Here is a 23,682-nt window from a genome sequence, read left to right on the forward strand (position 1 = left end):
TTAAAAATCAACAGGTTAACAAATAAGATAAACCGTCATGGGGTGTCGGGGGTCGGAGGTTCAAATCCTCTCAGTCCGACCATACACCTAGAGGGGAGTTTCCACATGGAAACTCCCCTTTTTCGTGTCACAAACTCCCAAAAATCCTACTCAGAACAACTTTTTGCGTTTAAACGCGCACAAATGCAGCAAACAGTTCAATTGGGGCTTTACAAGATTTCCAGAGGCCGATAATATGCGCCTCAACAACGGAGAGATGGCTGAGTGGTTGAAAGCACCGGTCTTGAAAACCGGCGTACGTTAATAGCGTACCTAGGGTTCAAATCCCTATCTCTCCGCCACATTCGAAAAAGCCGCTGAGTCATCAGCGGCTTTTTTCATTTCTGCTTTGCCATTCTTTTCGTATCAATGCACTGAGCATTACCGTTTCCAAATATCAGCGACGCAAAGTTCATATCGCTGGCGAACTTCTCTTCACAACAAAAAACACTCACCGCGCAGTTGAGAGTTGACGTCACAATCCTGTTGGTGTCATTGTCGGTCATCGGGCTGCATGACCTCGGCCTGTTTATTTTTGTCGAACTGACGCTGAACCTGATTAACACCTTCAAACGCAGCTCAGACAGTTATCAGGTCAAATACAATAAGGAGAAAATACTGTGCTCAACCACGTTACTGCCTACGCCGGAGACCCTATCCTCTCGTTGATGGAAAAATTCATGGCGGACAGCCGCGAAGATAAAGTCAATCTGAGCATCGGCCTGTATTACGATGAAAACGGCAAGATTCCCACTCTGGACTCGGTGGCTGCCTCGCAGGAACAACTGGCTCAGGCTGAGAAACAACCGTGCGTGTATCTGCCCATGGAAGGTTTGGCACCTTATCGTGCTGCCGTGCAATCGCTGGTATTTGGCACTCACCATCCGGCACTGGAAACCGAGCGCGTTGCCACCATTCAGACTTTAGGCGGCTCAGGCGCACTGATGATTGGCGCAGATTTTCTCCATCACTACTTTCCACAATCGAAAGTATGGGTCAGCAACCCGACGTGGGAAAACCACAACGCAATTTTCGCCGGGGCTGGTTTCAACGTCGGCACTTACCCTTACTTCAACCCACAAAACAAAATGCTCGATTTCGACGGCATGATTGCCGCGCTGCGCCAACTGCCTGCGCAAGACATCGTGCTGCTTCACCCGTGCTGCCATAACCCAACGGGCGTAGATCTGACCACAGCACAATGGGACGAAGTGATTGACGTCATCAAGCAGCAGCAGTTGATCCCGTTCTTTGATATGGCTTATCAGGGTTACGGCGAAAGCATGGCCGACGATGCGTATGTGATTCGTAAGATTGCCCATGAAGAAGGCGTGGTGAGTTTTGTCTCCAACTCGTTCTCGAAGATTTTCTCACTCTACGGAGAACGTGTCGGTGGTTTGTCTGTGGTGTGTGGCAATGCTGAAGAAGCCTCGCGCGTATTGGGTCAACTAAAAGCGACTGTGCGCCGCAACTACTCCAGCCCGGCTAAATACGGCGCGACAGTGGTCTCTGGCGTGCTGTGCAGTGAAGCACTCAAAGCGCAATGGCTGAATGAAGTGGAAGGCATGCGCAGCCGCATTCTGACCATGCGTGAAGCATTGCACGACAAACTGAAGCAACTGCGTCCGGATCAAGATTTCAGCTTCCTGATTAAACAAAAAGGCATGTTCAGCTACACAGGCTTTAGTTCGGCGCAAGTCGATACGTTGCGCGAAACCCACGGCATCTACCTGATTGCGAGCGGCCGTATGTGTCTGGCTGGCTTAAATGCCGCGAACGTAGACAAAGTCGCCGCCGCGTTTGCTGCGCTGTAAGCACAACATCATCTCTGATCGGGCACGTCTGATCAGAGATGATTCACCTCTTCAGCATTACCCTGAATGTAACTGCCAAGGTGCGTGCTGAACCGCCCCTGTTGCACCAGTTCAATCAGTGGGCCTTGCAGCTCTTTAGGGTACATACGCATGGTCGGCAGCTTATCCAGCGGCACCCACTCCACCGACTGAATCGCTTCTTCATCATTCAGTCCTTTGAGATTTTCGATGTGCGGCGTGCCCCGGTAACTATCGATGACATAGAAAAACTCGGCATGATAACGCTGCGGGTTGCGTTCAAGAAACTCGCGCACGCAAATCAGCTCACCCACTTCAACATCAATACCCGCTTCCTCACGAAACTCACGCTGAACACACGCTTTGGTGCTGCGGTCACCCACTTCAAACCCACCGCCGGGAGGAATCCAATATTCACCGGTAAAATCATGAATTTTCACCAACAAAATGGCGTCGTTTTCAATTAACAGGCCCGCGCCGCGAATACGATGTTCCATGGGTTACTCCTTGTGAACGTGAAATGCGGCTTTAAAAAGCTGCATGTGAATCGGCACCAGTGTCTGATGGTCGCTGCGATAGCCACCACCAACCACACACGCCATCGGCAACTGATGCTGTCTGGCAAGGCGCATCATAAAGCAGTCGCGCTGAAAAATAGCATTGGTGGACACATTAAAGTAACCCAGTTCGTCATCCTGATGAATGTCGATGCCGGCGTCATAAATAATGAGGTCGGGGCGATGCAGATTGACGGCCATCTCCACTACCGCTTGAAAATGGCTTAGGAACTCGTCATCGCCCGCTTCACGGCTTAGCGCAATGTCGATGTCGGATTCGGGCTTGCGCGCCGGAAAGTTTTTGTCGCAATGAAACGACAGCGTAATGATGTCGTCGCGCGCCGCACATAACGTCGCGGTGCCGTCGCCATGGTGCACATCACTGTCAACGATCAACACTTTGTCAATTCCGTCCAGCATCAAGGCCTGATGCGCTGCCAAGACCAAATCGTTGTACAGGCAAAAGCCGCTACCAAAATCGCGGTGCGCATGGTGATAACCGCCGCTAAGGTGAATCGCCACGCCATGTTCCACGGCCAGTTTAGCCGTCAGACAAGTGCCGCCCGCTGAAGTCAGCGTACGTTCAATCAGTGTTTCACTCCACGGAAAGCCGATACGGCGCATTTTCGCCGCAGGCAGCGAGCCGGAAGTCAGCGCATCGACGTATTCGCTGTCGTGAACCTGTTTGATCTCCTCGCACGTCAGCGCAGTGGGCGAGAAAAATTCAAAAGCGTGCGACCAGTCCGAGTCAGCCTGCATGCCGAGCAGTGCTTCATACAACAGGCGGTACTTGTTTATCGGATAGCGATGCCCTTGCGGCAGAGGCAACTGAGAATAAATAGAGTGGTAGACCAGAGGGATCATAGCCGTGCCAGTACAATTTCGAATAAGCGAATGTTAACAGCTTGCAGTTAAAAAATCACAGCAACGCTTATCCAGATAACGTTACATAGCAGCCAGCCACCAGTGCGCAATACTCAGCATCAACGGAATGGTCACCAGTGACGCAGCCGTCGTGGTCAGTTGCGCTGTCGCGCAGAAGGCGCGCCGACCATACAGCTCACCCACAATCGCGTAGATACTCATCATCGGTACGGCAGTGATCACCACTAGCGTCATGGTCAATTCCGGTTCACCGGGCAGCAACCAACTCATCAACATCAGCGCCACCAAAGGGTGGATAATCAGTTTGCCAAGCATGGTCAGCGACAACGGTACCCAGCGGGTTTGTTTCATCATCACTCCGGCTAACGAGCCGCCGATAACAAACAGCGCAACCGATACGGCCGACGGTGCCAGCAGCGTCAGCGTCTGACGAATTACATCCGGGATCGGCACGGACAACACGTTCCCACACACACCAACCACAATGGCGATCAGCAACGGGTTTTTCACCGTACGCCTGGCGACGCCAAGCAAGCGCTGACGCAATCCGGTTTGGGTGGTAATCGAGTGATAATCCATCAGCACAAAACAGACGGGCATGATGCACAGGTTCTCAATAATCAGCGCCATCGCAAAGCCGCTTACTGGTGGCGTATCCATCAATTGCAGCATGATGGGATAACCAACGAACGCACTGTTGGGGACCACCATGCCCGTCATCATCACCGCACTGTCGAGTTTGCTCTGCGCGCCAGCTTTATTCAGCAGCCAATAGCCAAGTACCATTACGCTGACAGAGGTCAGCAGATACGCGAGCAGATAACGCAGATTGAACAGGTCATCCAAAGGCAGATCAATCAGGGTTTTGACGATGACCGCCGGCAGCGCAAGATACATAACATAGCGCCCCATCTCGGCAACAGATGTCGCAGAAATCAAGCGGCGACGAACACATAAATAGCCAAGGAAGATGACTAGAAAGATGGGAAACACGACCGACAAAACGTTCAAAACTGCTTTCCTTATCGTTATAGAAACCTAGCGCGATGACGCGACACCGACCGAACTGACAGCGCAAAGACGCAGAGGGTGACACCGTGCGGCATCACCCTCAATTCATGATCACATTGCGTGGGCGAACGCTTAGTTACTACGTTGCTGCTCGCGAGCCTGAGCGGCTAAGCGAATATGCGCATTCGGCTCACCATAGCCCTGATAATTTACCCGTTGCACCACTTCAAAGAACACACCGAAATGCTCTTTGGTGTAGAAGTGGAAAAAATGGCCATCGTCATTTTCATCGTACAGCACATTGTACTCCTGCATCGTGGTTAATAATTCAGGGTCAAGCTGAAAACGCGCATCCAAATCACGATAGTAGTTCGCCGGAATCGGCAAAATGCACTCTCTGGCGACCTTTTTCACCGTAGCAAAAATGTCTTCGCAGTTGAATGCAATTTGCTGTACGCCCGCTCCCTGCGAACGGTTCACAAATCGTTGCGCTGCGGAGTTACGTGCCGATGACGAGTTGAACGGAATGCGGATTTTTCCGTCCGGACTTTTTGCGACACGACTGGTGACCAGACCATTAATGTCGGTCAGATCCTGACTTGGTTCGATATCAAAGCCAAACAATGCCTTAAAGAAAAAGGTCGCTGAAAGCATATCGGTATCGAGAACCGTCTGACCAACGTGGTCGAATGCCTGCAAGCCGACCTGTTCGGTTTGCTCCTGATCGTGAGCCACCGGCACAAAATCGATATCAAAGAACTCCGGTTGCGATTGGCTGTCGACAAAGTAAATCAGTTGATCGCCGACACCTTTGATAGCCGGAATATTGAGCTCACCCGGCCCGGCCTGATTGTTAAAACGCGCGCAGCCGTAGTGCTTAGTGCGTTTGATCATCTGAGCGACGCTGCTGGTCCCTAATCCGAGAGCACACACCGAAACACCGTGAGACAAAAAGTACTGGTGCGCCTGACTCTTCGGCTCATGATTGAGTACCAAATTAATGTTGCCTTGGCGCATCAAATCGACATTTTTAGAGCGGTGACGATGAGTGACCGAAAAACCAAGCTGTTTAAACAAATCCACCAGTTGCTGGCCATCTTCCCCTTCAATTGCAAACTCGATAAACGCCAGTTCATCAATGGTCGGTTTAGGCACTTCTGGCTCTTTGAGCTGCTCACCAAGCCAAATCAGCGAACGCATGCCATCAATCGCTTTTTCAGTCGCCTGCGATGCACGAAAGCCATCGTTAAAAATCTCATGCGAGATATAGTCGTGATAGCCTTTTTCCTTCAGACACTGCATGAACTCCAGAATCGGCATATCGCCCTGCCCCGGAAAACAACGGAAATGGCGGCTAAAATTGAGCACATCCATTTGCAGACTTGGCGCATCCGCCAGTTGCACCAACGCGATTTTGTCGGCGGTGATTTCGTTGCGCAGCGTATCGAGCGTGTTGTTGCGCGCGTACATATGGAAAGTATCGAGCAGAATACCCAAGTGGCTGTGGTCTGCTCGCTTGACGATGTCCCATGCCTGGTCGTAATCGTGCACGAAGCGTCCCCACGCCAGCGCTTCATAGCCAATCATGAAGTGCTCTTTTTGCGCCAGTTCGGCCAGTTCATGTAAATCCGCCGCGGCACGGGCAGGATCGTCAATCACGTGTGGCGAGACGTTAGAACAGATCATCAGTTTCGACGTGCCCAGCTCATGCATCAGCTCAAACTTTTTCCGTGCCTGATAGAAGTTCTGCTTACGCAGCGGTTCCGGCATGGCTTCAAAATTACGCAGCGGTTGCAGGGCAATGATTTCAAGCCCGAGACTTTCCGCCAACTGTCTGACCTGACGCGGCGTGAGCTCTGATTGCGTCAAATCGTTTTCGAAAATTTCCACGCCATCAAAGCCGGCATTCGCCGCCGCGTGCAGCTTCTCCACCAGCGAACCGGAAATACTGACCGTTGCAATTCCTGTTTTCATTTCTTTATCCTTAATTGGCGAGCCTGAAGGTATTACTCGGCGCTGATTTCACCACGTAGCGTATCGCTGTCGACCGGACAGTCAGCAAAACACTCATACGCATCCACGCCTTGGTGGATAAAGAGTTCAAAGCCGCTGATCACACTCATGCCTTGTTGCTGAGCCAGCGCGATAAACTCGGTTCTGACCGGGGTATACACCGCATCAAACACCCAGCGTTGCGACTGAACCTGCTCCTCAGTAAACGCTGCGCCCGGCGTGGTGTAGTGCCCCACCGGCGTCGCATTCACTAAGCCATCACACTCCAACGCGCAGGCAGTCAGTGCATCGCGGCTCACGGCGCTGCACGAAATACCCGCCTGCTGCAAATCATCGATCAGTGCCTGCAAACTGGTGGGTTGTTCGTCGTAAATGTAAAGATGTTCCACCGCAAGCTGACCTAAACCAAAAGCAATCGCGCGGCCGACACCGCCGGCACCTTTCATCAGCACTTTGCCAGGGCTCTGCTCCGGGCACTCTTTGCGGTAAGAGCGGACAAAACCGCTGCAGTCAGTATTGGTGCCACGCAGCGTGTCGCCATCGATCAACAGCGTATTCAGCGCCCCCAGACGCTCACTGGTTTTGAATTTGCTTTGCACGATATTCCACGCCCACACTTTATAGGGATGAGTGATATTCACTCCGCGGTAGCCGCGCTGCTTGAGATCATTCAGCAACGCAAACAGCGCTTGCTCGTTTTCCAGTTCGCAGTCAAACAGTTCATACGTGGTGTTAATGTTGAGTTTTTTACCCAGTAATTCATGAAGTTGAGGGGACTTACTTTTTTGAATGTGTTGACCAATGAGTCCGAGTTTCATACGACGTTCCTCTTCTGTTTTCTCTGACACGCGGCAGCAGCTACCCGCAACACGGCCACATAAAGGCTGTGCTGGGGTCATTACCGTTGTCTTAATAATGTATTCGGCGACGAGTTAGGTTATTTGGCGACGGATTTGCTATACAGGCATCGCCCTTTGTATTTCTTCCAAATCGGAGTTTGCGACAGATAGATGAGGGCAATCATCACCGCCAGCACGCTTGAAATCGGGCTGGTGAAAATTCCCTGAATCAAACCAATCACGCTGTCCTGCTCCGCCAGCATGGCACGGCGCCAGTTCTGATCCATCAAGCTACTGAGGATCACGCCGAGAATGACGGGAGCAATCGGGTAATTGTACTGACGCATGAAGTAGCCCAGAATCCCGAAGGCCATCATCCACCACACATCCGTGATCGAGTTGTTGATGGCGTACGCCCCGACCACCGACAACACCACAATCAGCGGCATCAGGATGCCTTTCGGGCAACTGACCAGTTTGCTGAACACCTTGATGCCCGTCAGGCCAAAAATCAGCACGAAGATATTGGCCAGCGTCAGGTTACCGACGGTAAACCAGAAGATGCTTGGGTTCTCAGCCAGCAACAGCGGGCCAGGGTTCAGACCATGGATAAACAGCGCGCCGATAAAGACCGCCGTCACCGCATCGCCCGGAATACCCAGCGTCAGCATCGGAATGTAAGCGCCACCGACGGCCGCGTTGTTGGCAGACTCCGGTGCCACCAGACCTTCCTTCGCGCCCTGACCAAACGGCACTTCCGGATTTTTGGTGGTACGTTTTGCGTAGTCGTAGGCCATCAGCGAAGCAATGTCCCCACCGGTGCCCGGCAGTGCGCCGACAATCACCCCCATCAGGGACGATTTGATACTCAGTGGCAGATAACGACGCACGTCCATCCAACCGGGAATGATTTTAGTCAGCTTCTGTTTAATCACGGTTTTATCGATGTTGTGCAGTTGGCTCAGCACTTCCGACAAACCGAACATGCCGATCATCACCGCAATCGGGTTGATGCCATCCCACAACTCGACAATACCGAACGTGAAGCGCTCTTCCGCCGTCATCGGGTCAAGACCAACCGTCCCGACCAGGATCCCCAGCGCGCCAGTAAACATGCCTTTGGCGAAACTGCCGTTGGAGAGCGAACTGATGAGCATAATGCCCAGCATGCCGATCATCAGGTAATCACGTGGCTGAAACTGAATGGCAAACGTGCTGACCAGCGGCGCCGCAAACGAGAGCACCAGAATGCCGACAAAGCCGCCAATCACCGACATAATGGTGGTCAGGCCGATTGCGCGTCCGGCTTCGCCTTTTTCCGCCAGCGGATAGCCGTCCAGTGCAGTCGCAATCGCAGATGGCGCGCCCGGAATATTAAGCAGGATTGCCGTTCGCGACCCGCCGTACACACCGCCCATGTATACGCCCACCATCAGGCACAGCGCATTATTAAGATCCCACGGGAAGGTAAACGAAATCAGGATCGAGACGGCCATGGTCACTGACAGTCCCGGAATCGCGCCGATATAAATGCCGAGAAACGTACCGAGCGCGGTGAGCGCCAGTAAGTTGAACGATGTCCAGGACATCAAGAAATAGTTGAGAGATTCCAACATGTTATGCGCCTCCCTTCATCAGTTGTGACAGATAAGAAAGCAGTTCTGCTTCAGGGAAAACCCCTTCTGGCAGAATAACCAGAAACACTAAACGAAAGACGATGTAGATCACCACCAACGCGACCAATGCCATACCGATGGCACTGGTTAAGCGGCGCTTGTGCAGGAAATAGAGCGCGACAGTGAGAAAAATCAGCGCTGAAACAATAAAGCCAACGCTCTCAAGGCAGAGTGAAAATACGCCGATCAGCGCCATCATAAAGACGACATTACCCGGTAAGACATGTTTGAAAAACTGCGTCACCGCGGCTGGAACCGCCGCCTTCTTCCAGCTTTCCCACAGCGTGAGCGCTGAAAACACTAACATGATTGCAGCCGCACTCAGCGGAAATGAACCCGGTGAACTGAGTGTGTACAAATCAGAAATAAAAAAGGCTTGATACAGCAACACAAGGCTCAATACGACCATTAACGCGTTAAATACCAATTCACCCGGCTTTCTGGATTTAACATCCATGGCAAATCTCCTCGATAGTCCTTTTTATAAAGTGTGCGAAGCCACTGGCATGCTCCGGCATGCCAGGGTCGCAGTAACACTGTTACTTGCTGATCTTTTTAATATTGAATTCTTCAGGCGAGTGTTTGGCGATGCCAGAATCGTAGACAATCCACGAAGCGACAGAGCGGAACCGTTCCAGATAGTCGTTCGCCGCGTCTCCGGACAGCCCCAGGAAGGTAAAGCCACGTTTCGTGACCAGATCTTTAAAATCTGCGCTGGCCGCAGATTGGTTGAAGGCTTGCGACAGCTTTTGCACAGCCTCATCTGGCGTGCCTTTTTTCACAAAGATGCCAAAGAATGAACTGTATGGTAGCTGCGAGGCGAGTTCCGGATAGAAGTCCGTCACCGGCTTAACCCCCGGCAGTTCCGGATTAGCGGTTTTGTCCATCAGACCGATGATCTTCATCTGCCCCGCACGCAGGTACTCTTTCGCCGGGCCATAAGAGGTCGGCATCACATCAATGGCGTTGCCCAGCAGCGCCGTCATCCCCGGACCATCGCCGTTGTATGGAATATTGGTGACTTCAAAGTGTTCCTGGTTTTGCAGAATCGCCAACAGAATCGATGGCAGACCGCCCGGCCCGGTTGAACCGACTTTGATCTCTTTCGGATGCGCTTTCGCGTAGTCGATGAACTCTTTCACGTTGTCGTAAGGCGCATCATTGCGCGCCACGATAATCGAAATACCCTGAGCCAGAATCGAAATCGGCACCATATCGCTGTAGTCGATATCAGCCAGTCCCATCACTTTATACAGCTGAGGGTTTTCAGCGCCCATCAGCAGTGTGTAGCCATCGGCGCCACGCGCGTTAACGTATTTGGTCGCAATCGCCCCGACCCCGCCGCTACGGTTGGTCAGAATCACATCGGTACCCAGCAGCTTTTCTGCTTCCGGCGTCACCGAGCGCATGATGCTGTCCGTTGCACCGCCTGCGCCCCATTGAATGATGCCCTGAATGTTCTTGTTCGGGTAATCCGCGGCCATCGCCAGCGTCGACCCCATCATCATCGCGCCAACGGCAAGGCGCTTGAAGTAAGAGTGTTTCATAATCTCGTCCTGTATTTATATTTTAATGAAATTAATGATTTAACTACTCAAGTAACAACAATCCGGCTCCCGTGTTGGAAATCGGTATATGGTAGTTGCTGTGTTTCACGGTCAGCTGCGGGTTGAGCACGCCGCGCATTCCGAGCCACATGATCAGCTCAGGTCCCTGAGAACCGGCCTGTTCAACCAAATCACGAATGGTCAGTTTGGTTAACGCTTCGGGTTCGTTAACAATCTTATCCATGCAATAAAGGTCAAATTCCTTGTTGATGAAGCCGGCACGCTCGCCATCCAGCTGATGCGATAAACCGCCGGTACCCAGCACCACCACTTTCAGATCTTTGTCGAAGCTGCGAATCGCATCGCCCATCGCTTTGCCAAGGTCGTAACAACGTTTTGGCGAAGGCATCGGATGTTGTTCAACGTTGATGCACACCGGAATCACTTTGATGTGGTCGTATTGGTAACCGGGCCACATCAGTTGCATCGGTACCGTCAGGCCATGATCGACTTTCATCTCCTGACAGATAGTGATGTCAAATTCCTTATCGACCAGTTCATTACAGATGTGCCACGCCAGTTCCGATTCACCACGAATGGTCGGAATCGGCTTTATCCCCCAGCCTTCATCCGCATTGTGGTACTCTTCCGCCACGCCGATAGCAAACGTCGGTTTACGGTCAATGAAAAATTCCAGACCGTGGTCGTTATAAAAAATCACTGCGACATCCGGTTGCTTTTCTGCCAGCCATTCACGCACGGGTGGATAAGCAGCAAAAAATGATTTCCAGTACGGCGTGTCTTGTAGGCCTTCATCGATCGCTTTGCCGATTGCCGGAATATGTGATGTGGTGATCCCACCTAAAACTTGAGCCATCTGCTTATCTCCCTGCATCCACCAGCTTCTGTTTAAACGCTTCGACACTCATGCCTGTCTGCAATGCGCCGATATCCTGCATGTTCATGCCCAACGCTCCGGCGAACTTCGCCAGATAGTAAATGTTGCCACCCAGCTCAATCATGCGCAGCAGGTCGCGCTCGCGAACCGCCTGCTTCTGTTCGTCAGTCAGACCAAAGCGGTCGCAATAAGCCATTTCATCGCTGAAAAACGCTTCACGCGCAGACGCTTCGTTAAGCGAGTAACACATTTTGTTGAGGCCATAACCCTTGCGCGCCATGTGACCATCGAAAAACGTGGTACCAAAAATGGGCACTTCATTTTTTACATACGCCATGCTCAGTTCCTCATTTCCAGTACAGTTTCATAGGGTTGGTCACCAGCAACGTCTGTTGCAGCGCTTCGGTTGGGGCAATGCGCGGAATCACATCCACCAGATGGCCATCATCCGGCATGTGCGATTTCATGTTCGGATGCGGCCAGTCAGTGCCCCACAACACTTGATTAGGGAAGTGTTCCACCAGATAGCGGGCAAATGGCACCACATCGCTGTAATCCGGCGGCGTTTGTGTCAGGCGCTCTGGGCAGCTCACTTTAGTCCAGATGTGTGGATTGTCTGCCAACAGCTGGGCGAATTTCTGGAAGTTCGGATGATCGACACCCAGTGCAACGTCCGGGCGGCCCATGTGGTCGATGACGATTTGTGTGTCCAGCTCAAGCAGGAATGGGGCGATGTCGTCAAAATCCTGCGCTTCGAAATAGACCACAATGTGCCAGCCAAACGGGCGGATTTTTTCTGCGATACCGAGGAACACCTCTTTAGGCGTCGCATCGACCAGACGTTTCACAAAATTAAAGCGCACGCCGCGCACACCCAGATCATGCATGTGTTGCAGCTCTTGTTCGGTGATGTCGGGAGAAACCACCGCCACACCACGCGCTAAATCCCCCGCGGTTTCCAGTGCGTCCAGCAGTGCGGCGTTATCGGTGCCGTGGCATGACGCCTGCACAATCACATTGCGTGCAAAACCGAGATGATCGCGCAGTGCAAACAGCTGATCTTTTGACGCATCACACGGCGTGTATTTGCGCTTCGGCGAATACGGGAACTGATCGCCCGGGCCAAACACGTGGCAATGCGCGTCGACCGCCCCGGCTGGCGCAACGTAATGCGGCTTACTTGGGCTGGGATGAAAGGGTAAGTAGTCTTTATCCATGTTTCTCGTCCTTATTATTCTAATCTTTCGTCAGTTTCACGCGGATGTGGGGGTTAACGGCCAAACACCACACCATCAAACAGTTTGCGAGCGGTTCGCAGAATGGCAGCGCTCTTGACGTTGTCGTTTCCATCCAGCGTTACCACCACACTGAGCTCTCCGCTCGGATGCTCAATGCTGAGTGTCATACGCTCACTCTTGTGTACCTTCGCGACTCGGGTCGCAGGCGACCCCGGCAGCAAACACGCGGTGGCCACGCTCACTGCTCCCAGGACACCAATCGCGTCATGGCAGCGGTGAGGAATAAAAGTGCGCGTATTGATGGCACCACCCGCTGAAGGCGCGCTCACGATACTCATTTTGGGCACGGACAATTCCGTCACATCACCCAGATTCATCAAGGCTCCGGCTTTGAGCCGCAGCTGTTCCAGTTGTTGGCGCAGCTCTTGATTGCTTTCCAGCTCCTGCGGCGTTTCGCAGCCTGATAATCCGAGTTCTTCCGCCAGAACCACCACCACCGGCATGCCGTTGTCGATCAAGGTGACCTGCAGCCCGTTGATCTCATCGACGGGATTACCCGTTGGCAGCAGCGCACCACAACTTGAGCCTGCCGTGTCCTGAAACTCAATCTCGACAGGGCTTGCCATGCCGGGCACGCCATCAATACGGGCTTCTCCCCGGTAACTTACCTGACCTTGCGGAGTTGGAATACGGCATACGGCAATTTGCTCCGTGTTTTCCATAAACACAGTGACATCCGTCACTCCGTCTTGCGCGGCGACCAGACCATGCTCAATGGCAAACGGTCCAACACCCGCCAGAATGTTGCCGCAGTTCTGCTTATCGGTGACCAGAGCCTGGTCAACGAACACTTGCAGAAACAGGTAATCCACATCCACGCCGGTACGTTCAGAAGGCTTTACCACCGCCACTTTCGAGGTCAGTGGATTCGCGCCGCCCATGCCGTCGATCTGTTTGGCATCCGGAGAACCCATGACATCCAGCAGAAAAGCGTCACGCGCTACGCGCTCCTGCGGCAGATCCGACGCAAGAAAATAGCCGCCTTTTGACGTTCCGCCGCGCATCCACATGCAGGGTGCACAAAGTGGCTGCTCAGACATACTTGAGGCCTTCTTTTTCCAAACGGCCGCGCATCTCATAGATATCCAGCCCCAGTTCGCCATTGGCTAAACGCACGCGTTTGGCTTCTTCACGCGCTTCACGGGCACGGGCTTCTTCCAGAACCCAGGCCGCTTCTTCGCGGCGCACCACACAGACGCCATCGTCATCGGCAACAATCACATCGCCCGGGTTGATCACTTCATCGGCACACACAATCGGTACGTTGACCGACCCCAGAGTGGCTTTGATGGTGCCCTGCGCGAAAATGTGTTTTGACCACACCGGGAAATTCATCTGCTTGAGTGTGCGGACATCGCGAACACCGCCATCAATAATGAGGCCAACCACGCCACGCGACTGCGCAGAGGTTGCCAGCAAGTCACCAAAGAAACCGTGGTTAGACGGCGACGTGGGCGCAAACACCAGAATGTCACCGGCCTTGGCTTGTTCCATGGCCACGTGCATCATCCAGTTGTCCCCTGCCGCGCCAGAGATAGTCAGTGCCGAACCTGCCACTGAGACATCGCTGTAGATTGGGCGCATATAATCGGCCAGCAGGCCTTTGCGGCCCTGCGCTTCATGCACCGTTGCCACACCACATTTCGCCAGCCCGGCAATGATCTCCGGGTCAACACGTTCAATATTCTGCACTACGACGTTATTACTCATCGTTCTTACTCCTTGGTTACGCTTTGCTTAGCTGCGCGTCTAAGCGGCTGAAAACACGGCGCGCGTTGCCTTCGAAAATCTGCGATTTCTCTTCGGCACTCAGCTTGGTGTTGGCGTCGATATAACGTTTGGTGTCATCGAAGTAGTGGCCGGTTTCCGGGTCGATACCACGCACGGCACCAATCATTTCTGAGGCAAACAGAATGTTTTTGGTCGGAATCAGATCCAGCAGCAGGTCGATGCCTTTCTGGTGATAGACACAGGTATCGAAATAGATGTTGTTCAATACCGACTCTTCCAGCGGTGGCAGGCCCATGTCCTGCGCGATACCGCGGAAACGACCCCAGTGGTAAGGCACGGCGCCACCGCCATGAGGAATGATGATTTTGAGTTCCGGGAAATCTTTGAAGACATCCGACATCAGCAGTTGGCTGAATGCGGTGGTATCGGCACCCAGATAGTGTGAACTGGTGGTGTGGAAACAGTGGTTACAGGCGGCGCTGACGTGAATCATGGCCGGCACATCCAGCTCGACTAATTTCTCATAAAGCGGGTAAAAGCTGCGGTCAGCCAGTGAGGCATCTTGCCAGAAGCCGCCCGTGGTGTCGGGGTTGAGGTTACAGCCGATAAATCCCATCTCTTCCACACAACGCACCAGCTCAGGAATCGATTTGCTTGGCGTCACGCCCGGTGATTGTGGCAACTGTGCGACTGGCGCGAAGTTTGCCGGGTAAAGGTCACAGACACGGCGAATCAAGTCATTCTGATGCTCGGTCCAGTAACGGCTGGTGTATTCATTACCGATGTGGTGTCCCATCCAGCTGGCGCGAGGTGAGAAAATCGTTAAATCGGTACCGCGCTCACGCTGCAGGCGCAGCTGGTTGTTCTCGATACTTTCACGAATCTCATCATCGCTGATGTGAATGGCCCCTTTCTCGCCACGATAGGCCGGGTCTTGTTTCAGCGCCGCCTTTTGCGACTCACGGTAATCCGCCACCTGAGGCGGCGTGGTGGTGTAATGTCCATGACAATCAATGATCATACTTAGTCTGCTCCCTGGTCACTAAGCAATTGGGCTTACTCAATGCGTGGATCACAGTATTTACATCTTGATTACCTTTTGCCATTTCAATTTACACCAACGGTATTGGTTTTTGATATAGTGAGTTCATACAGGATAAAAACATTACGCATGATATGGACAAGATTCCCAACCTACGACACCTGGTCGCGTTTGTGGCGGTGGTCAAACATGGCAGCATCAGCAAAGCCTCGGAAAGCATCTTTCTCTCCCAGCCCGCCATCACCCAGGCACTGGCCAAAATTGAGAAGGAGCTCAAAGCTTCGTTGTTTGAAAGAAAGACGGATGGCATGAATCTCACGCCGGAGGGAGAACTGTTCAGCTTTCGAATTGAACGCGCGTTGGAAATGCTCAATCAGGCGATCAAAAAGAACTATCGGCTGGATAAAACCTCCGGCAGCCCCGGTTCTCCAAGCCTGTTTGCCGTCACCACCACTCAGCTTCGGGCGCTGGTTGCGGTCTCAGAAGCGCAGAACTACTCGGCCGCCGGACGCAATATTGGTGTGTCGCAATCGTCACTCTATCGGGCGTGCAAAGATCTGGAAGAGTACATGGGCACCGTGCTGTTTGAAAAAACCAGCCTTGGCGTCAGCCCGAGTAAAGCGGCGCAAAGCCTCAGCCGTGCTATCAAGCTGGCTTTTAACGAGATTAATCAGGGCATTGCCGAGATTGATGCCAACAACAACATCAGCTCCGGCAGCATCATCGTTGGTAGTCTTCCGCTGGCCAGAACCTGTATTTTACCCAATGCAATCAATGAATTTACTGAGATTCGTCCAGATTTTAACGTCAGTGTGCTCGATGGTTTGTATGAAGACTTACTTGAGCATTTACGCCGCGGCGAACTGGACGTTATCGTCGGCGCGCTGCGCTTTCCGATGCCCTCTTATGACGTGCACCAAGAGACGCTGTTTTTCACCTCGAACGTCATTCTGGCACGCAAAGGCCATCCGCTTGGCCAACTGAAAAAGCCGGTGACACTGGATGATTTGTGCCGTTACGGCTGGGTGGTATCACGCAAAAACACCCCTGGCAGAACCATGTTCGAACAGCTCTTTACCACTAAGGAGCACGTGCTGCCGCAGCAAATCATTGAAGCCAGTTCGCAGATGCTGGTGCGCGAAATTGTGGTCGGCAGCGACAAACTGACCATGCTGCCCAAGCATCAGGTGCACCGTGAACTGAGCGACGGTGCGTTTGAAATCATCCCGTATGATACCGAGCAGCAAAAGCGCGCCATCGGCATCACGATTCGTAAAAGCTGGCGCGGCACGACAGCGCAAGAAGCCTTCATTGATACCATTCGGAAAATCGGTCTTTCCCTGATTAAGCTATAAGAAATTGATATAGGCTATCCACTATTGGCTATTCAAAATTTGAATAGCCAATACTAAATTCTAATTATCCCCCTTCTTAACAGTTTGCTAACTTTTCTATCAACGAAAAGTTTTCAATACACTCCATTAACATAATTTTGATTCAAGGACTGTGTATGCCAAAGATATCGCGACTGGCCTTCATCGGTTTTGGTCACACCGCAGAACGCATGCTGAAGCTTGGGCTCAATCGCCCCGACCGCATCATTACCGCCTTCGACCCGAATGCGTTGCAGGACGACACCTGCAAAGCCCAGTTGGAACGGTTTATTTTCTGTGGCGTCCAGGGCTGCTTTTCTGTCGCCGATGCCATGCACAGCGCCCATCTGGTACTGCTTTCAGACAGTGAGCAAGACTTATCGCCTTGGCTGAAGGAGCTGAAAAGCCACATTCAACCCGGTCAGATCGTCGCGGATTTACGCACTCACAACGACGATAAGTCTCAGCTCAAACAGGGGGTCGAGGCCTCGCAGGCCATTTACCTCGACGGCCAGCTGCAAGTCGATGGCAGTGAACTGGCGATTGCCAGCCCCCAGACCGAAGCGATGCTGGATATGCTGAAATCACTGGAAGTCTCACCCCATCAGATTGCGGTCAGCCGCCGTGTTTAAACCACATTATAAAAAGGAAGAAGTATGAATATTTGTGTCGTTGGTGCCTCTGGAGCTTTTGGAACCAAACACCTTGAAGCACTCAGCCAGATTGATGATGTTCAGGTCACCGCGCTGGTGGGTAGCGAAGTTGATAAAATGACGGCGCTCGGCAAACAATATCCACACGCGGTGATCAGCGACAGCCTGAGCGAAGCGCTTAAACTCGACAATGTGGATGCGGTGATTCTGGCAACGCCAACCCATCTGCATGCCAGTCAGGCGATTGAATGTCTCGAAGCAGGCAAACACGTACTGGTTGAGATTCCGATGGCCGACAACATCGAAGATGCACGCCGTTTGGTGGAAACTCAGCAGCGCACCGGTCTGGTGGCCGTGGCCGGTCACACTCGCCGCTTCAATCCGAGCCATCAGTGGATTCACAATAAAATTGCCGCGGGTGAACTCCACATTCAGCAAATGGATGTTCAGACTTATTTCTTCCGCCGCACCAACACCAACGCCAAAGGCGAAGCGCGTACCTGGACGGATCACCTGTTGTGGCACCACGCTTGCCATACGGTCGACCTGTTCCAGTATCAGACCGGCGAATCTGCCAGCCAGCTACAAGCCATGCAGGGACCGATTCATCCGCAACTCGGTATCGCGATGGACATGAGCATCGGCATGAAAGTGCCATCCGGCGCGTTGTGTACGTTGTCGCTGTCTTTCAACAACGACGGCCCGTTCGGCACGTTTTTCCGCTACATCTGTGAAGAAGGCACCTATCTGGCGCGCTACGACGACCTGTATGACGGCTACGAAAACCCGATTGACCTGTCAGGCGTTGCGGTATCCAACAACGGTATCGAACTGATTGACCGTGAATTCATCGCCGCCATCCGTGAAAAGCGCGAGCCAAACTCGTCTGTGCTGCAATGCCTGAGCGCGATGGAAACGCTGCACAAACTCGAACAGCTGCTGGAAAACAACGGGTAAGGTTATGAAACGCATCGGACAACTCACCAGTCGCGCCGTCGGATTAGGCTGTATGAATCTCTCGCATGCCTACGGTCCGGCGACACCGGAAAAACAGGCAGCGCAGCTTCTTAATCAGGCGCTGGATTTAGGGTACGACCATCTCGATACCGCGACGTTGTACGGTGCGGGTGCCAACGAGTCGTTGCTTGGCCGCGCAGTCATGCACCGTCGCCGCGAGTTTCTGCTCGCCAGTAAGTGCGGCATGTATATGGATGCGCAGGGCAAAAAACGCATCAGCGGCGATCCGGCGCTGATTCGCCAGCAGTGTGAAGCGAGCTTGCGCCGCCTCAACACCGATGTGATCGATCTGTACTACCTGCACCGCTGGGACAAAGTGACTCCGATTGAAGAGACCGTCGGTGAGCTGAGTCGCTTGGTGGACGAAGGTAAGATTCGCGAAATCGGTCTGTCTGAAGTCTCGGCGCAGACGCTGCGTAAAGCGCACTCGGTGCATCCGATTGCCGCGGTGCAGTCCGAATACTCACTCTGGACGCGCAATCCGGAAATTGCCCTGCTCGATGCCTGCCGCGAACTCGGCACCACACTGGTGGCGTTCAGCCCGCTTGGCCGCGGCATGCTCACCGGCACGCTGAAAAGCACCGACGCGTTCACAGAGAAAGACATTCGCCGCGCCATGCCACGCTTTGATGAGAGCAATTTCGCTCACAATCTGACACTGATTGAAGGGCTGCAAACGCAGCTTGAGGAATGGCAACAGGCCGGTTTATTGGAGATGAACCTGGCCCAGTTGTCACTGAGCTGGCTGAACAGCCAGCCCGTGGAACTGGTTTCGATTCCGGGCACCACCAATCTGGCGCATCTGGCTGAGAACATCGCGGCCAGCGAGCAGTCGCTCAACGCTGAGATTGTGTCGGCGCTGAGCGAGATGATTCACTCCGCCAATGTTGCCGGCCCGCGTTACAACGCCGCGACACAAAAGGAAATTGATACCGAAGAATTCTGAGTAATACAGAACACTCGCAAGGAGGCGAACGACGGACATTCTGTCAGTCCGTCGGTGCCCATCACCACGCCTGCTGCGAATCACCGGATTTACCACCGGACAAACGTGAAAACAAACAAAAGTATGGATGCGAATAATGAAAAAGATAACAACTCTTACCTACGCTTGTGCACTGGGCACTCTTATCGCTGCTTCATCCGCTCAGGCTGCTGACGTTACGCTGCGCTTTGGCCATTTCTGGCCTGCCGTCTCGGCGACGCAGAAAGACATCTTTCAGGCTTGGGCGGATCAGGTGAAACAAGATTCCGACGGTCGCATCAAAGTCGATATCTATGCCAGCTCCATGCTTGCCAAGCCGCCTGCACAGTACGATGCCGTAAGCCACCAAATCATCGATGTGACGGCAACCGTTCAGGGCTACACCGCGAACCGTTTCCCGCTGACCCAAGTAGTGGAACTACCGGGCGTGGTCAAAACCGCAGTGCAGGGTTCGTGTGTGATTCAGAGTTTGTATAACGAAGGTTTGATCGCCTCAGAATACAAAGACACCAAGCCTCTGTTCCTGTTTACGCACGGTCCGGGCATGCTGCATACCAAAGATAAGAAGGTCGAAAAACCGGAAGATCTGGCTAACCTGCGCATCCGCCGCCCAACCTCCGTGGTGGCCAGTTTCCTGGGAAAAGTCAAAGCGCTGCCGGTCGGCATGCCTGCCCCAGACTCTTACCAATCGCTGCAACGCGGCGTGATTGACGGTGTGGCGCTGCCTTGGGAAGGCGCGACAGTATTCAAAATCAATGAACTGGCGAACAACCACACCGACATCGGTGGTCTCTACTCGCTGGCGTTTATCGTCACCATGAACAAAGACGTCTACAACCGCCTCGACCCGCAACTGAAAGCGGTAATCGACAAAAACTCCGGCATGTCCTGGTCACTGAAATCCGGCGAATCATTTGATGCACTGGACAGCAAGGGGATGGCGGAAGCGAAGAAGATGGGTGACAACATTTACACCGTGAGCGACAGCGACATGCAGAGCGAATGGAAACCGGTACTCGATTCCGTGACTCAGGATTACCTCGACGCTCTGGAAGCCAAAGGTCTGCCAGCGAAAGCGGTCTACAAACGTGCGATGGAACTGTCTTCGGGCAGTTGTGCGAATCCGGCCTGATGGCCGGACTCCGGGAGTTATCTCATGACTGTACTCAAGAATTTTATTAACCGGGTGTCCCAAGTGATGCATGTGTTCAGCGGTGTGTTCCTGATCGGAATGATGCTGGTAACGCTGCTCGATGTGGTGACACGCACGCTTTACGGTTTGAGTGATGGCGGTATCGAGTTGACCTTCGTCGGTGGTGTGGAACTGATTAAATACGGCTTGCTGTTTACCGTGCTGTTTACGCTGCCACAGTCGGTGGGTGACTCTCAGGTGGTAGTCGACCTGTTTACTGAGCAGATGTCTGACCGCAGCAAAACGTATCTGGAATCTTTCTATCTGCTTGGTTTTGCCCTGTTGGGGGCTGGTATGACCTACCGCTTCTATTTAGCAATTGAAGGCGCGGTGATGAGCGGCGAAACCACTCAGGATCTGATGATTCCGATGCCGTGGATCTACCGCATCGTGGTGTTCGCAACGACTGTGCTGACCCTGCGCTGCCTGATCCTGACCTGGGACATGATTCGTCATCATCAGCCTAAACAGACCAGCGGAGAGCCGCAGTCGTCTTCGGCTTCACACTCCAATCATCAGCATAAAGAGGTGTTGTAATGGATGCGTCAATGATAGGTTTTATCTGCATCGCAATCATGCTGATTATGATCGCTTTTCGTGCCCCCATCGCGCTGTCGATGGCGGTGACCGGCTTCGTCGGCTTCGCGTCCATCGTCGCGTTTCAGCCAGCGGTGGCGATACTCGACAGCGCGCCGTTTGATGCGCTCTCGAACTACAGCTTCAGCCCGATTCCGATGTTCATTCTGATGGGGGTCTTTGCCTCTAAAGCCCGCATGTCGCAAGAGCTGTTCAATGGCGCAAAAACGCTGTTCGGTTCGTGGCGCGGCGGTATGGCACTGGCGGCCGTCACGTCGTGCGGTATCTTCTCGGCAATTTCCGGGTCTTCGCTCGCCACCGCGGCCAGTATGTCGCGCGTCGCACTGCCGGAAATGAAACGCAACGGCTACTCAGTCTCACTGGCGACGGGCACACTGGCCGCCGGCGGCACACTGGGCATCATGATCCCACCGTCGATCGCGCTGCTGCTGTACGCGCTGATCACCGAACAATCGGTCGGTGACATGTTCATCGCAGGCGTGATTCCAGGTCTGCTGGGTTTGGCGCTCTATTACCTGGCCGTTGCTGTCACGGTGTGGATTTTCCCGAACCTGGCGACGCCGGGCGAGAAAACCACATTGATGCAGAAGATCATCGGTCTGAAAGGTCTGCTGCCATTTACCGCCATCTTTGCGTTTATCATTGCTGGTATCTACGCAGGTTTCTTTACGCCGACCGAAGCGGCGGCCATTGGTGCTGCGCTGACACTGGTCATCGCGTTGATTCGCGGCATGACCTGGGCGATGTTCCTCGAAGCAGTGAATGAAACGCTGTCTATTTCGGCGATGATTTTCTTCATGATCATCGGCGCAGAAATCTTCGGTTTCTTCCTGTCGGTGTCACGTATCTCCTACTCACTGGTCGACTATGTACAGAGCCTCAATCTGTCACCTTACATGGTGCTGTTTGCCGTGCTGATGCTGTTCATTCTGCTGGGTTGTGTGATGGACAGTATTGCAATGCTGCTGCTTACCGTGCCGGTCGTTTTTCCGCTGATTCAAGCGGCAGGTTTTGACCCTATCTGGTTCGGTATCGTCGCAGTCATTACGGTGGAGGTAGGCCTTATCACTCCCCCGGTCGGCATGAACGTGTTTGTCATCAAATCGCTCGATAAAGACCTCAACATCACTGACATCTTTAAAGGCGTGATTCCGTTTGTCCTCTCCGACGTGGTTCGTCTCGGATTACTGATCGTGTTTCCATCACTGGCACTGGCGCTGTTACCTCATTAAAGGAGCTGAAAATGAAAACCTTAAAGACTCAAGTTGCCATTATCGGCTCCGGACCATCGGGGTTGCTGCTTGGCCAGTTGCTCAATAAACAAGGCATTGACAATGTCATCGTTGAACGCAGCTCTGCGCCGCATGTGCTGGGTCGTATTCGCGCCGGCATTCTCGAACAGGGCTTTGTCGACCTGTTGCGTGAAGCGGACTGTCACCAGCGATTGGATGAAGAGGGCCTCGTTCATCATGGTTTCTTCATCAGTGTGGAAGGCAGAAAGCAGCACGTTGATCTCACTCGCCTGACGCAAGGCAAAGTGGTGACCTGTTACGGCCAGACCGAAGTCACCCGCGATCTGATGCAGGCGCGCGAGCAATCCGGCCAACGCAGTTTTTATTCCTCGCCGGTGACCAAGCTGCACAACCCGGAACACGGCCTCGCCAGCGTCGAGTTTGAAGCGGACGGCGAAACCTATCAGATCGAATGTGATTTTATTGCGGGCTGTGACGGCTACCACGGCATCTCCCGCCCGAGCATCCCCGATGAAATTCGTACTGAGTACGAGCGCATCTATCCGTTCGGCTGGCTTGGCCTGCTGACTGATACACCGCCGGTGTGCGACGAGCTGATTTACTGCAAACATTCTCGCGGCTTTGCGCTGGCGAGTCAGCGTTCTGAAACCCGCTCACGCTACTACCTGCAGGTGCCCAACAGCGAGAAAGTGGAAGACTGGAGCGATGAGCGTTTCTGGGAAGAGCTGAAACGCCGCCTACCCGCCGCAGAAGTAGAGAAACTTCAGACCGGGCCGAGCATTGAAAAAAGCATCGCGCCGCTGCGCTCATTTGTGTGTGAACCGATGCAGCACCGTAATCTGTTTCTGGTCGGCGATGCTGCGCATATCGTGCCGCCAACGGGCGCGAAAGGCCTGAACCTTGCCGCTTCCGATGTCGCTGCGCTTTATCAGGTGCTGAGCGCTTACTACGCCGGTGAACCGCGCAAGGTCGTCGAGCAATATTCGGATGTGTGCCTGCGCCGCGTGTGGAACGCCGAACGCTTCTCCTGGTGGATGACCAGCATGTTGCATCATTTTGACAGTGAGTTGCAGGACCAACGCTCATTCGTCGAGAAGATGGCTGATTGTGAACTGGAATTTTACTTACACAGCGAAGCTGGCATGAAGCTCATCGCTGAACAGTACGTCGGTTTACCGTATGAACAGATTCAGCACTGCGACACAAAAAAGCCTCAGGCTGAGGCAGTCTGCAACTCTCGCTAA

General features: G+C 53.2%; 23 protein-coding genes and 1 tRNA gene. 10 read left to right on the top strand and 14 right to left on the bottom strand.

Features of this window, described 5'->3' with window-relative positions:
• Positions 1-250: 250 nt before the first annotated feature.
• Together JIG40_RS05120 and JIG40_RS05125 are read left to right on the top strand one after the other, a co-directional pair.
• Positions 251-341: transfer RNA gene (locus tag JIG40_RS05120), tRNA-Ser, on the top strand.
• A gap of 318 nt (positions 342-659) precedes the next feature.
• Positions 660-1,853: an amino acid aminotransferase gene (locus JIG40_RS05125; protein WP_154184151.1), complete on the top strand. Its 1,194-nt coding sequence runs from the start codon at positions 660-662 to the stop codon at positions 1,851-1,853.
• A 32-nt stretch (positions 1,854-1,885) separates the two neighbouring features.
• On the opposite strand, the gene JIG40_RS05130 is transcribed toward JIG40_RS05125, so the two are convergent.
• The 14 genes from JIG40_RS05130 to JIG40_RS05195 all read right to left on the bottom strand — a co-directional run bounded on the left by JIG40_RS05130 (position 1,886) and on the right by JIG40_RS05195 (position 15,347).
• Positions 1,886-2,368: an NUDIX domain-containing protein gene (locus JIG40_RS05130; protein ID WP_143682601.1), complete on the bottom strand. Its 483-nt coding sequence runs from the start codon at positions 2,366-2,368 to the stop codon at positions 1,886-1,888.
• A 3-nt stretch (positions 2,369-2,371) separates the two neighbouring features.
• Positions 2,372-3,292 carry a histone deacetylase gene (locus JIG40_RS05135; protein ID WP_143682602.1) on the bottom strand — a complete coding sequence of 307 codons (921 nt, stop codon included), beginning with the start codon at positions 3,290-3,292 and terminating at the stop codon, positions 2,372-2,374.
• A gap of 81 nt (positions 3,293-3,373) precedes the next feature.
• Positions 3,374-4,324, bottom strand: a complete 951-nt coding sequence (locus JIG40_RS05140) for an AEC family transporter (RefSeq protein WP_185961633.1) — start codon at positions 4,322-4,324, stop codon at positions 3,374-3,376.
• 132 nt (positions 4,325-4,456) lie between these two features.
• Positions 4,457-6,298 (bottom strand): sugar phosphate isomerase/epimerase and 4-hydroxyphenylpyruvate domain-containing protein, encoded by a 1,842-nt coding sequence (locus tag JIG40_RS05145; RefSeq protein ID WP_055453163.1) that lies wholly within the window; start codon positions 6,296-6,298, stop codon positions 4,457-4,459.
• Between the two features lie 32 nt (positions 6,299-6,330).
• Positions 6,331-7,155, bottom strand: a complete 825-nt coding sequence (locus tag JIG40_RS05150; RefSeq protein ID WP_061056260.1) for a quinate dehydrogenase — start codon at positions 7,153-7,155, stop codon at positions 6,331-6,333.
• A 119-nt stretch (positions 7,156-7,274) separates the two neighbouring features.
• Entirely contained in the window at positions 7,275-8,792 is a 1,518-nt protein-coding gene (locus JIG40_RS05155) for a tripartite tricarboxylate transporter permease (RefSeq protein WP_020331285.1), read from the bottom strand.
• Between the two features lies 1 nt (position 8,793).
• Positions 8,794-9,309 (bottom strand): tripartite tricarboxylate transporter TctB family protein, encoded by a 516-nt coding sequence (locus tag JIG40_RS05160; protein WP_020331284.1) that lies wholly within the window; start codon positions 9,307-9,309, stop codon positions 8,794-8,796.
• Positions 9,310-9,391: 82 nt separating this feature from the next.
• The gene (locus JIG40_RS05165; protein WP_100267508.1) at positions 9,392-10,399 is read right to left on the bottom strand and encodes a tripartite tricarboxylate transporter substrate binding protein; all 1,008 of its coding nucleotides are present in this window, start codon (positions 10,397-10,399) and stop codon (positions 9,392-9,394) included.
• Between the two features lie 43 nt (positions 10,400-10,442).
• Positions 10,443-11,276, bottom strand: a complete 834-nt coding sequence (locus JIG40_RS05170; protein ID WP_020331281.1) for a class III extradiol dioxygenase family protein — start codon at positions 11,274-11,276, stop codon at positions 10,443-10,445.
• A 4-nt stretch (positions 11,277-11,280) separates the two neighbouring features.
• On the bottom strand, positions 11,281-11,634 hold the full coding sequence (locus tag JIG40_RS05175) for a protocatechuate 4,5-dioxygenase subunit alpha (RefSeq protein WP_020331280.1): 354 nt from the start codon (positions 11,632-11,634) through the stop codon (positions 11,281-11,283).
• A 10-nt stretch (positions 11,635-11,644) separates the two neighbouring features.
• Positions 11,645-12,514, bottom strand: coding sequence for an amidohydrolase family protein (locus tag JIG40_RS05180; RefSeq protein ID WP_199464909.1), 870 nt, complete (start codon positions 12,512-12,514; stop codon positions 11,645-11,647).
• A 53-nt stretch (positions 12,515-12,567) separates the two neighbouring features.
• A complete protein-coding gene (locus JIG40_RS05185) occupies positions 12,568-13,635 on the bottom strand; it encodes a 4-oxalomesaconate tautomerase (protein WP_199464910.1) in 1,068 nt (355 codons plus the stop codon).
• Positions 13,628-14,305: a 4-carboxy-4-hydroxy-2-oxoadipate aldolase/oxaloacetate decarboxylase gene (locus JIG40_RS05190; protein ID WP_020331276.1), complete on the bottom strand. Its 678-nt coding sequence runs from the start codon at positions 14,303-14,305 to the stop codon at positions 13,628-13,630. The genes JIG40_RS05185 and JIG40_RS05190 overlap by 8 nt, the downstream gene beginning before the upstream one ends.
• Positions 14,306-14,321: 16 nt before the next feature.
• Positions 14,322-15,347 carry an amidohydrolase family protein gene (locus JIG40_RS05195; protein WP_020331275.1) on the bottom strand — a complete coding sequence of 342 codons (1,026 nt, stop codon included), beginning with the start codon at positions 15,345-15,347 and terminating at the stop codon, positions 14,322-14,324.
• A gap of 155 nt (positions 15,348-15,502) precedes the next feature.
• Here JIG40_RS05195 and JIG40_RS05200 point away from each other — a divergent pair, with 155 nt between their 5' ends.
• From JIG40_RS05200 to pobA, 8 genes are all read left to right on the top strand, one after another.
• Complete coding sequence (locus JIG40_RS05200; RefSeq protein ID WP_020331274.1) at positions 15,503-16,723, top strand: LysR family transcriptional regulator; 1,221 nt, start codon at positions 15,503-15,505, stop codon at positions 16,721-16,723.
• Between the two features lie 155 nt (positions 16,724-16,878).
• The gene (locus JIG40_RS05205) at positions 16,879-17,373 is read left to right on the top strand and encodes a hypothetical protein (protein ID WP_199464911.1); all 495 of its coding nucleotides are present in this window, start codon (positions 16,879-16,881) and stop codon (positions 17,371-17,373) included.
• Positions 17,374-17,397: 24 nt separating this feature from the next.
• Positions 17,398-18,351 carry a Gfo/Idh/MocA family oxidoreductase gene (locus tag JIG40_RS05210; RefSeq protein WP_020331271.1) on the top strand — a complete coding sequence of 318 codons (954 nt, stop codon included), beginning with the start codon at positions 17,398-17,400 and terminating at the stop codon, positions 18,349-18,351.
• 4 nt (positions 18,352-18,355) lie between these two features.
• Positions 18,356-19,357 carry an aldo/keto reductase gene (locus JIG40_RS05215; protein WP_199464912.1) on the top strand — a complete coding sequence of 334 codons (1,002 nt, stop codon included), beginning with the start codon at positions 18,356-18,358 and terminating at the stop codon, positions 19,355-19,357.
• 136 nt (positions 19,358-19,493) lie between these two features.
• Positions 19,494-20,528 carry a TRAP transporter substrate-binding protein gene (locus JIG40_RS05220; RefSeq protein ID WP_199464913.1) on the top strand — a complete coding sequence of 345 codons (1,035 nt, stop codon included), beginning with the start codon at positions 19,494-19,496 and terminating at the stop codon, positions 20,526-20,528.
• Between the two features lie 24 nt (positions 20,529-20,552).
• The gene (locus tag JIG40_RS05225) at positions 20,553-21,125 is read left to right on the top strand and encodes a TRAP transporter small permease (RefSeq protein ID WP_038128948.1); all 573 of its coding nucleotides are present in this window, start codon (positions 20,553-20,555) and stop codon (positions 21,123-21,125) included.
• An 11-nt stretch (positions 21,126-21,136) separates the two neighbouring features.
• Positions 21,137-22,417, top strand: a complete 1,281-nt coding sequence (locus JIG40_RS05230) for a TRAP transporter large permease (RefSeq protein WP_244662636.1) — start codon at positions 21,137-21,139, stop codon at positions 22,415-22,417.
• Between the two features lie 11 nt (positions 22,418-22,428).
• Positions 22,429-23,682 (top strand): 4-hydroxybenzoate 3-monooxygenase, encoded by a 1,254-nt coding sequence (pobA, locus tag JIG40_RS05235; RefSeq protein WP_199464915.1) that lies wholly within the window; start codon positions 22,429-22,431, stop codon positions 23,680-23,682.

Origin of the sequence: Vibrio sp. bablab_jr001 (genome assembly GCF_016464285.1) — a bacterium.
Lineage (GTDB): Bacteria > Pseudomonadota > Gammaproteobacteria > Enterobacterales > Vibrionaceae > Vibrio > Vibrio fluvialis.

Bases quoted from the DNA above. Each gene is read 5' to 3' on its own strand.
- JIG40_RS05200 (WP_020331274.1), top strand. From the start codon at position 15,503: ATGGACAAGATTCCCAACCTACGACACCTGGTCGCGTTTGTGGCGGTG.
- JIG40_RS05185 (WP_199464910.1), bottom strand. From the start codon at position 13,635: ATGTCTGAGCAGCCACTTTGTGCACCCTGCATGTGGATGCGCGGCGGA.
- JIG40_RS05135 (WP_143682602.1), bottom strand. From the start codon at position 3,292: ATGATCCCTCTGGTCTACCACTCTATTTATTCTCAGTTGCCTCTGCCG.
- JIG40_RS05215 (WP_199464912.1), top strand. From the start codon at position 18,356: ATGAAACGCATCGGACAACTCACCAGTCGCGCCGTCGGATTAGGCTGT.
- JIG40_RS05160 (WP_020331284.1), bottom strand. From the start codon at position 9,309: ATGGATGTTAAATCCAGAAAGCCGGGTGAATTGGTATTTAACGCGTTA.
- JIG40_RS05210 (WP_020331271.1), top strand. From the start codon at position 17,398: ATGAATATTTGTGTCGTTGGTGCCTCTGGAGCTTTTGGAACCAAACAC.
- pobA (WP_199464915.1), top strand. From the start codon at position 22,429: ATGAAAACCTTAAAGACTCAAGTTGCCATTATCGGCTCCGGACCATCG.
- JIG40_RS05145 (WP_055453163.1), bottom strand. From the start codon at position 6,298: ATGAAAACAGGAATTGCAACGGTCAGTATTTCCGGTTCGCTGGTGGAG.
- JIG40_RS05225 (WP_038128948.1), top strand. From the start codon at position 20,553: ATGACTGTACTCAAGAATTTTATTAACCGGGTGTCCCAAGTGATGCAT.
- JIG40_RS05165 (WP_100267508.1), bottom strand. From the start codon at position 10,399: ATGAAACACTCTTACTTCAAGCGCCTTGCCGTTGGCGCGATGATGATG.
- JIG40_RS05220 (WP_199464913.1), top strand. From the start codon at position 19,494: ATGAAAAAGATAACAACTCTTACCTACGCTTGTGCACTGGGCACTCTT.
- JIG40_RS05205 (WP_199464911.1), top strand. From the start codon at position 16,879: ATGCCAAAGATATCGCGACTGGCCTTCATCGGTTTTGGTCACACCGCA.
- JIG40_RS05175 (WP_020331280.1), bottom strand. From the start codon at position 11,634: ATGGCGTATGTAAAAAATGAAGTGCCCATTTTTGGTACCACGTTTTTC.
- JIG40_RS05155 (WP_020331285.1), bottom strand. From the start codon at position 8,792: ATGTTGGAATCTCTCAACTATTTCTTGATGTCCTGGACATCGTTCAAC.
- JIG40_RS05230 (WP_244662636.1), top strand. From the start codon at position 21,137: ATGATAGGTTTTATCTGCATCGCAATCATGCTGATTATGATCGCTTTT.
- JIG40_RS05170 (WP_020331281.1), bottom strand. From the start codon at position 11,276: ATGGCTCAAGTTTTAGGTGGGATCACCACATCACATATTCCGGCAATC.
- JIG40_RS05150 (WP_061056260.1), bottom strand. From the start codon at position 7,155: ATGAAACTCGGACTCATTGGTCAACACATTCAAAAAAGTAAGTCCCCT.
- JIG40_RS05195 (WP_020331275.1), bottom strand. From the start codon at position 15,347: ATGATCATTGATTGTCATGGACATTACACCACCACGCCGCCTCAGGTG.
- JIG40_RS05180 (WP_199464909.1), bottom strand. From the start codon at position 12,514: ATGGATAAAGACTACTTACCCTTTCATCCCAGCCCAAGTAAGCCGCAT.
- JIG40_RS05190 (WP_020331276.1), bottom strand. From the start codon at position 14,305: ATGAGTAATAACGTCGTAGTGCAGAATATTGAACGTGTTGACCCGGAG.
- JIG40_RS05130 (WP_143682601.1), bottom strand. From the start codon at position 2,368: ATGGAACATCGTATTCGCGGCGCGGGCCTGTTAATTGAAAACGACGCC.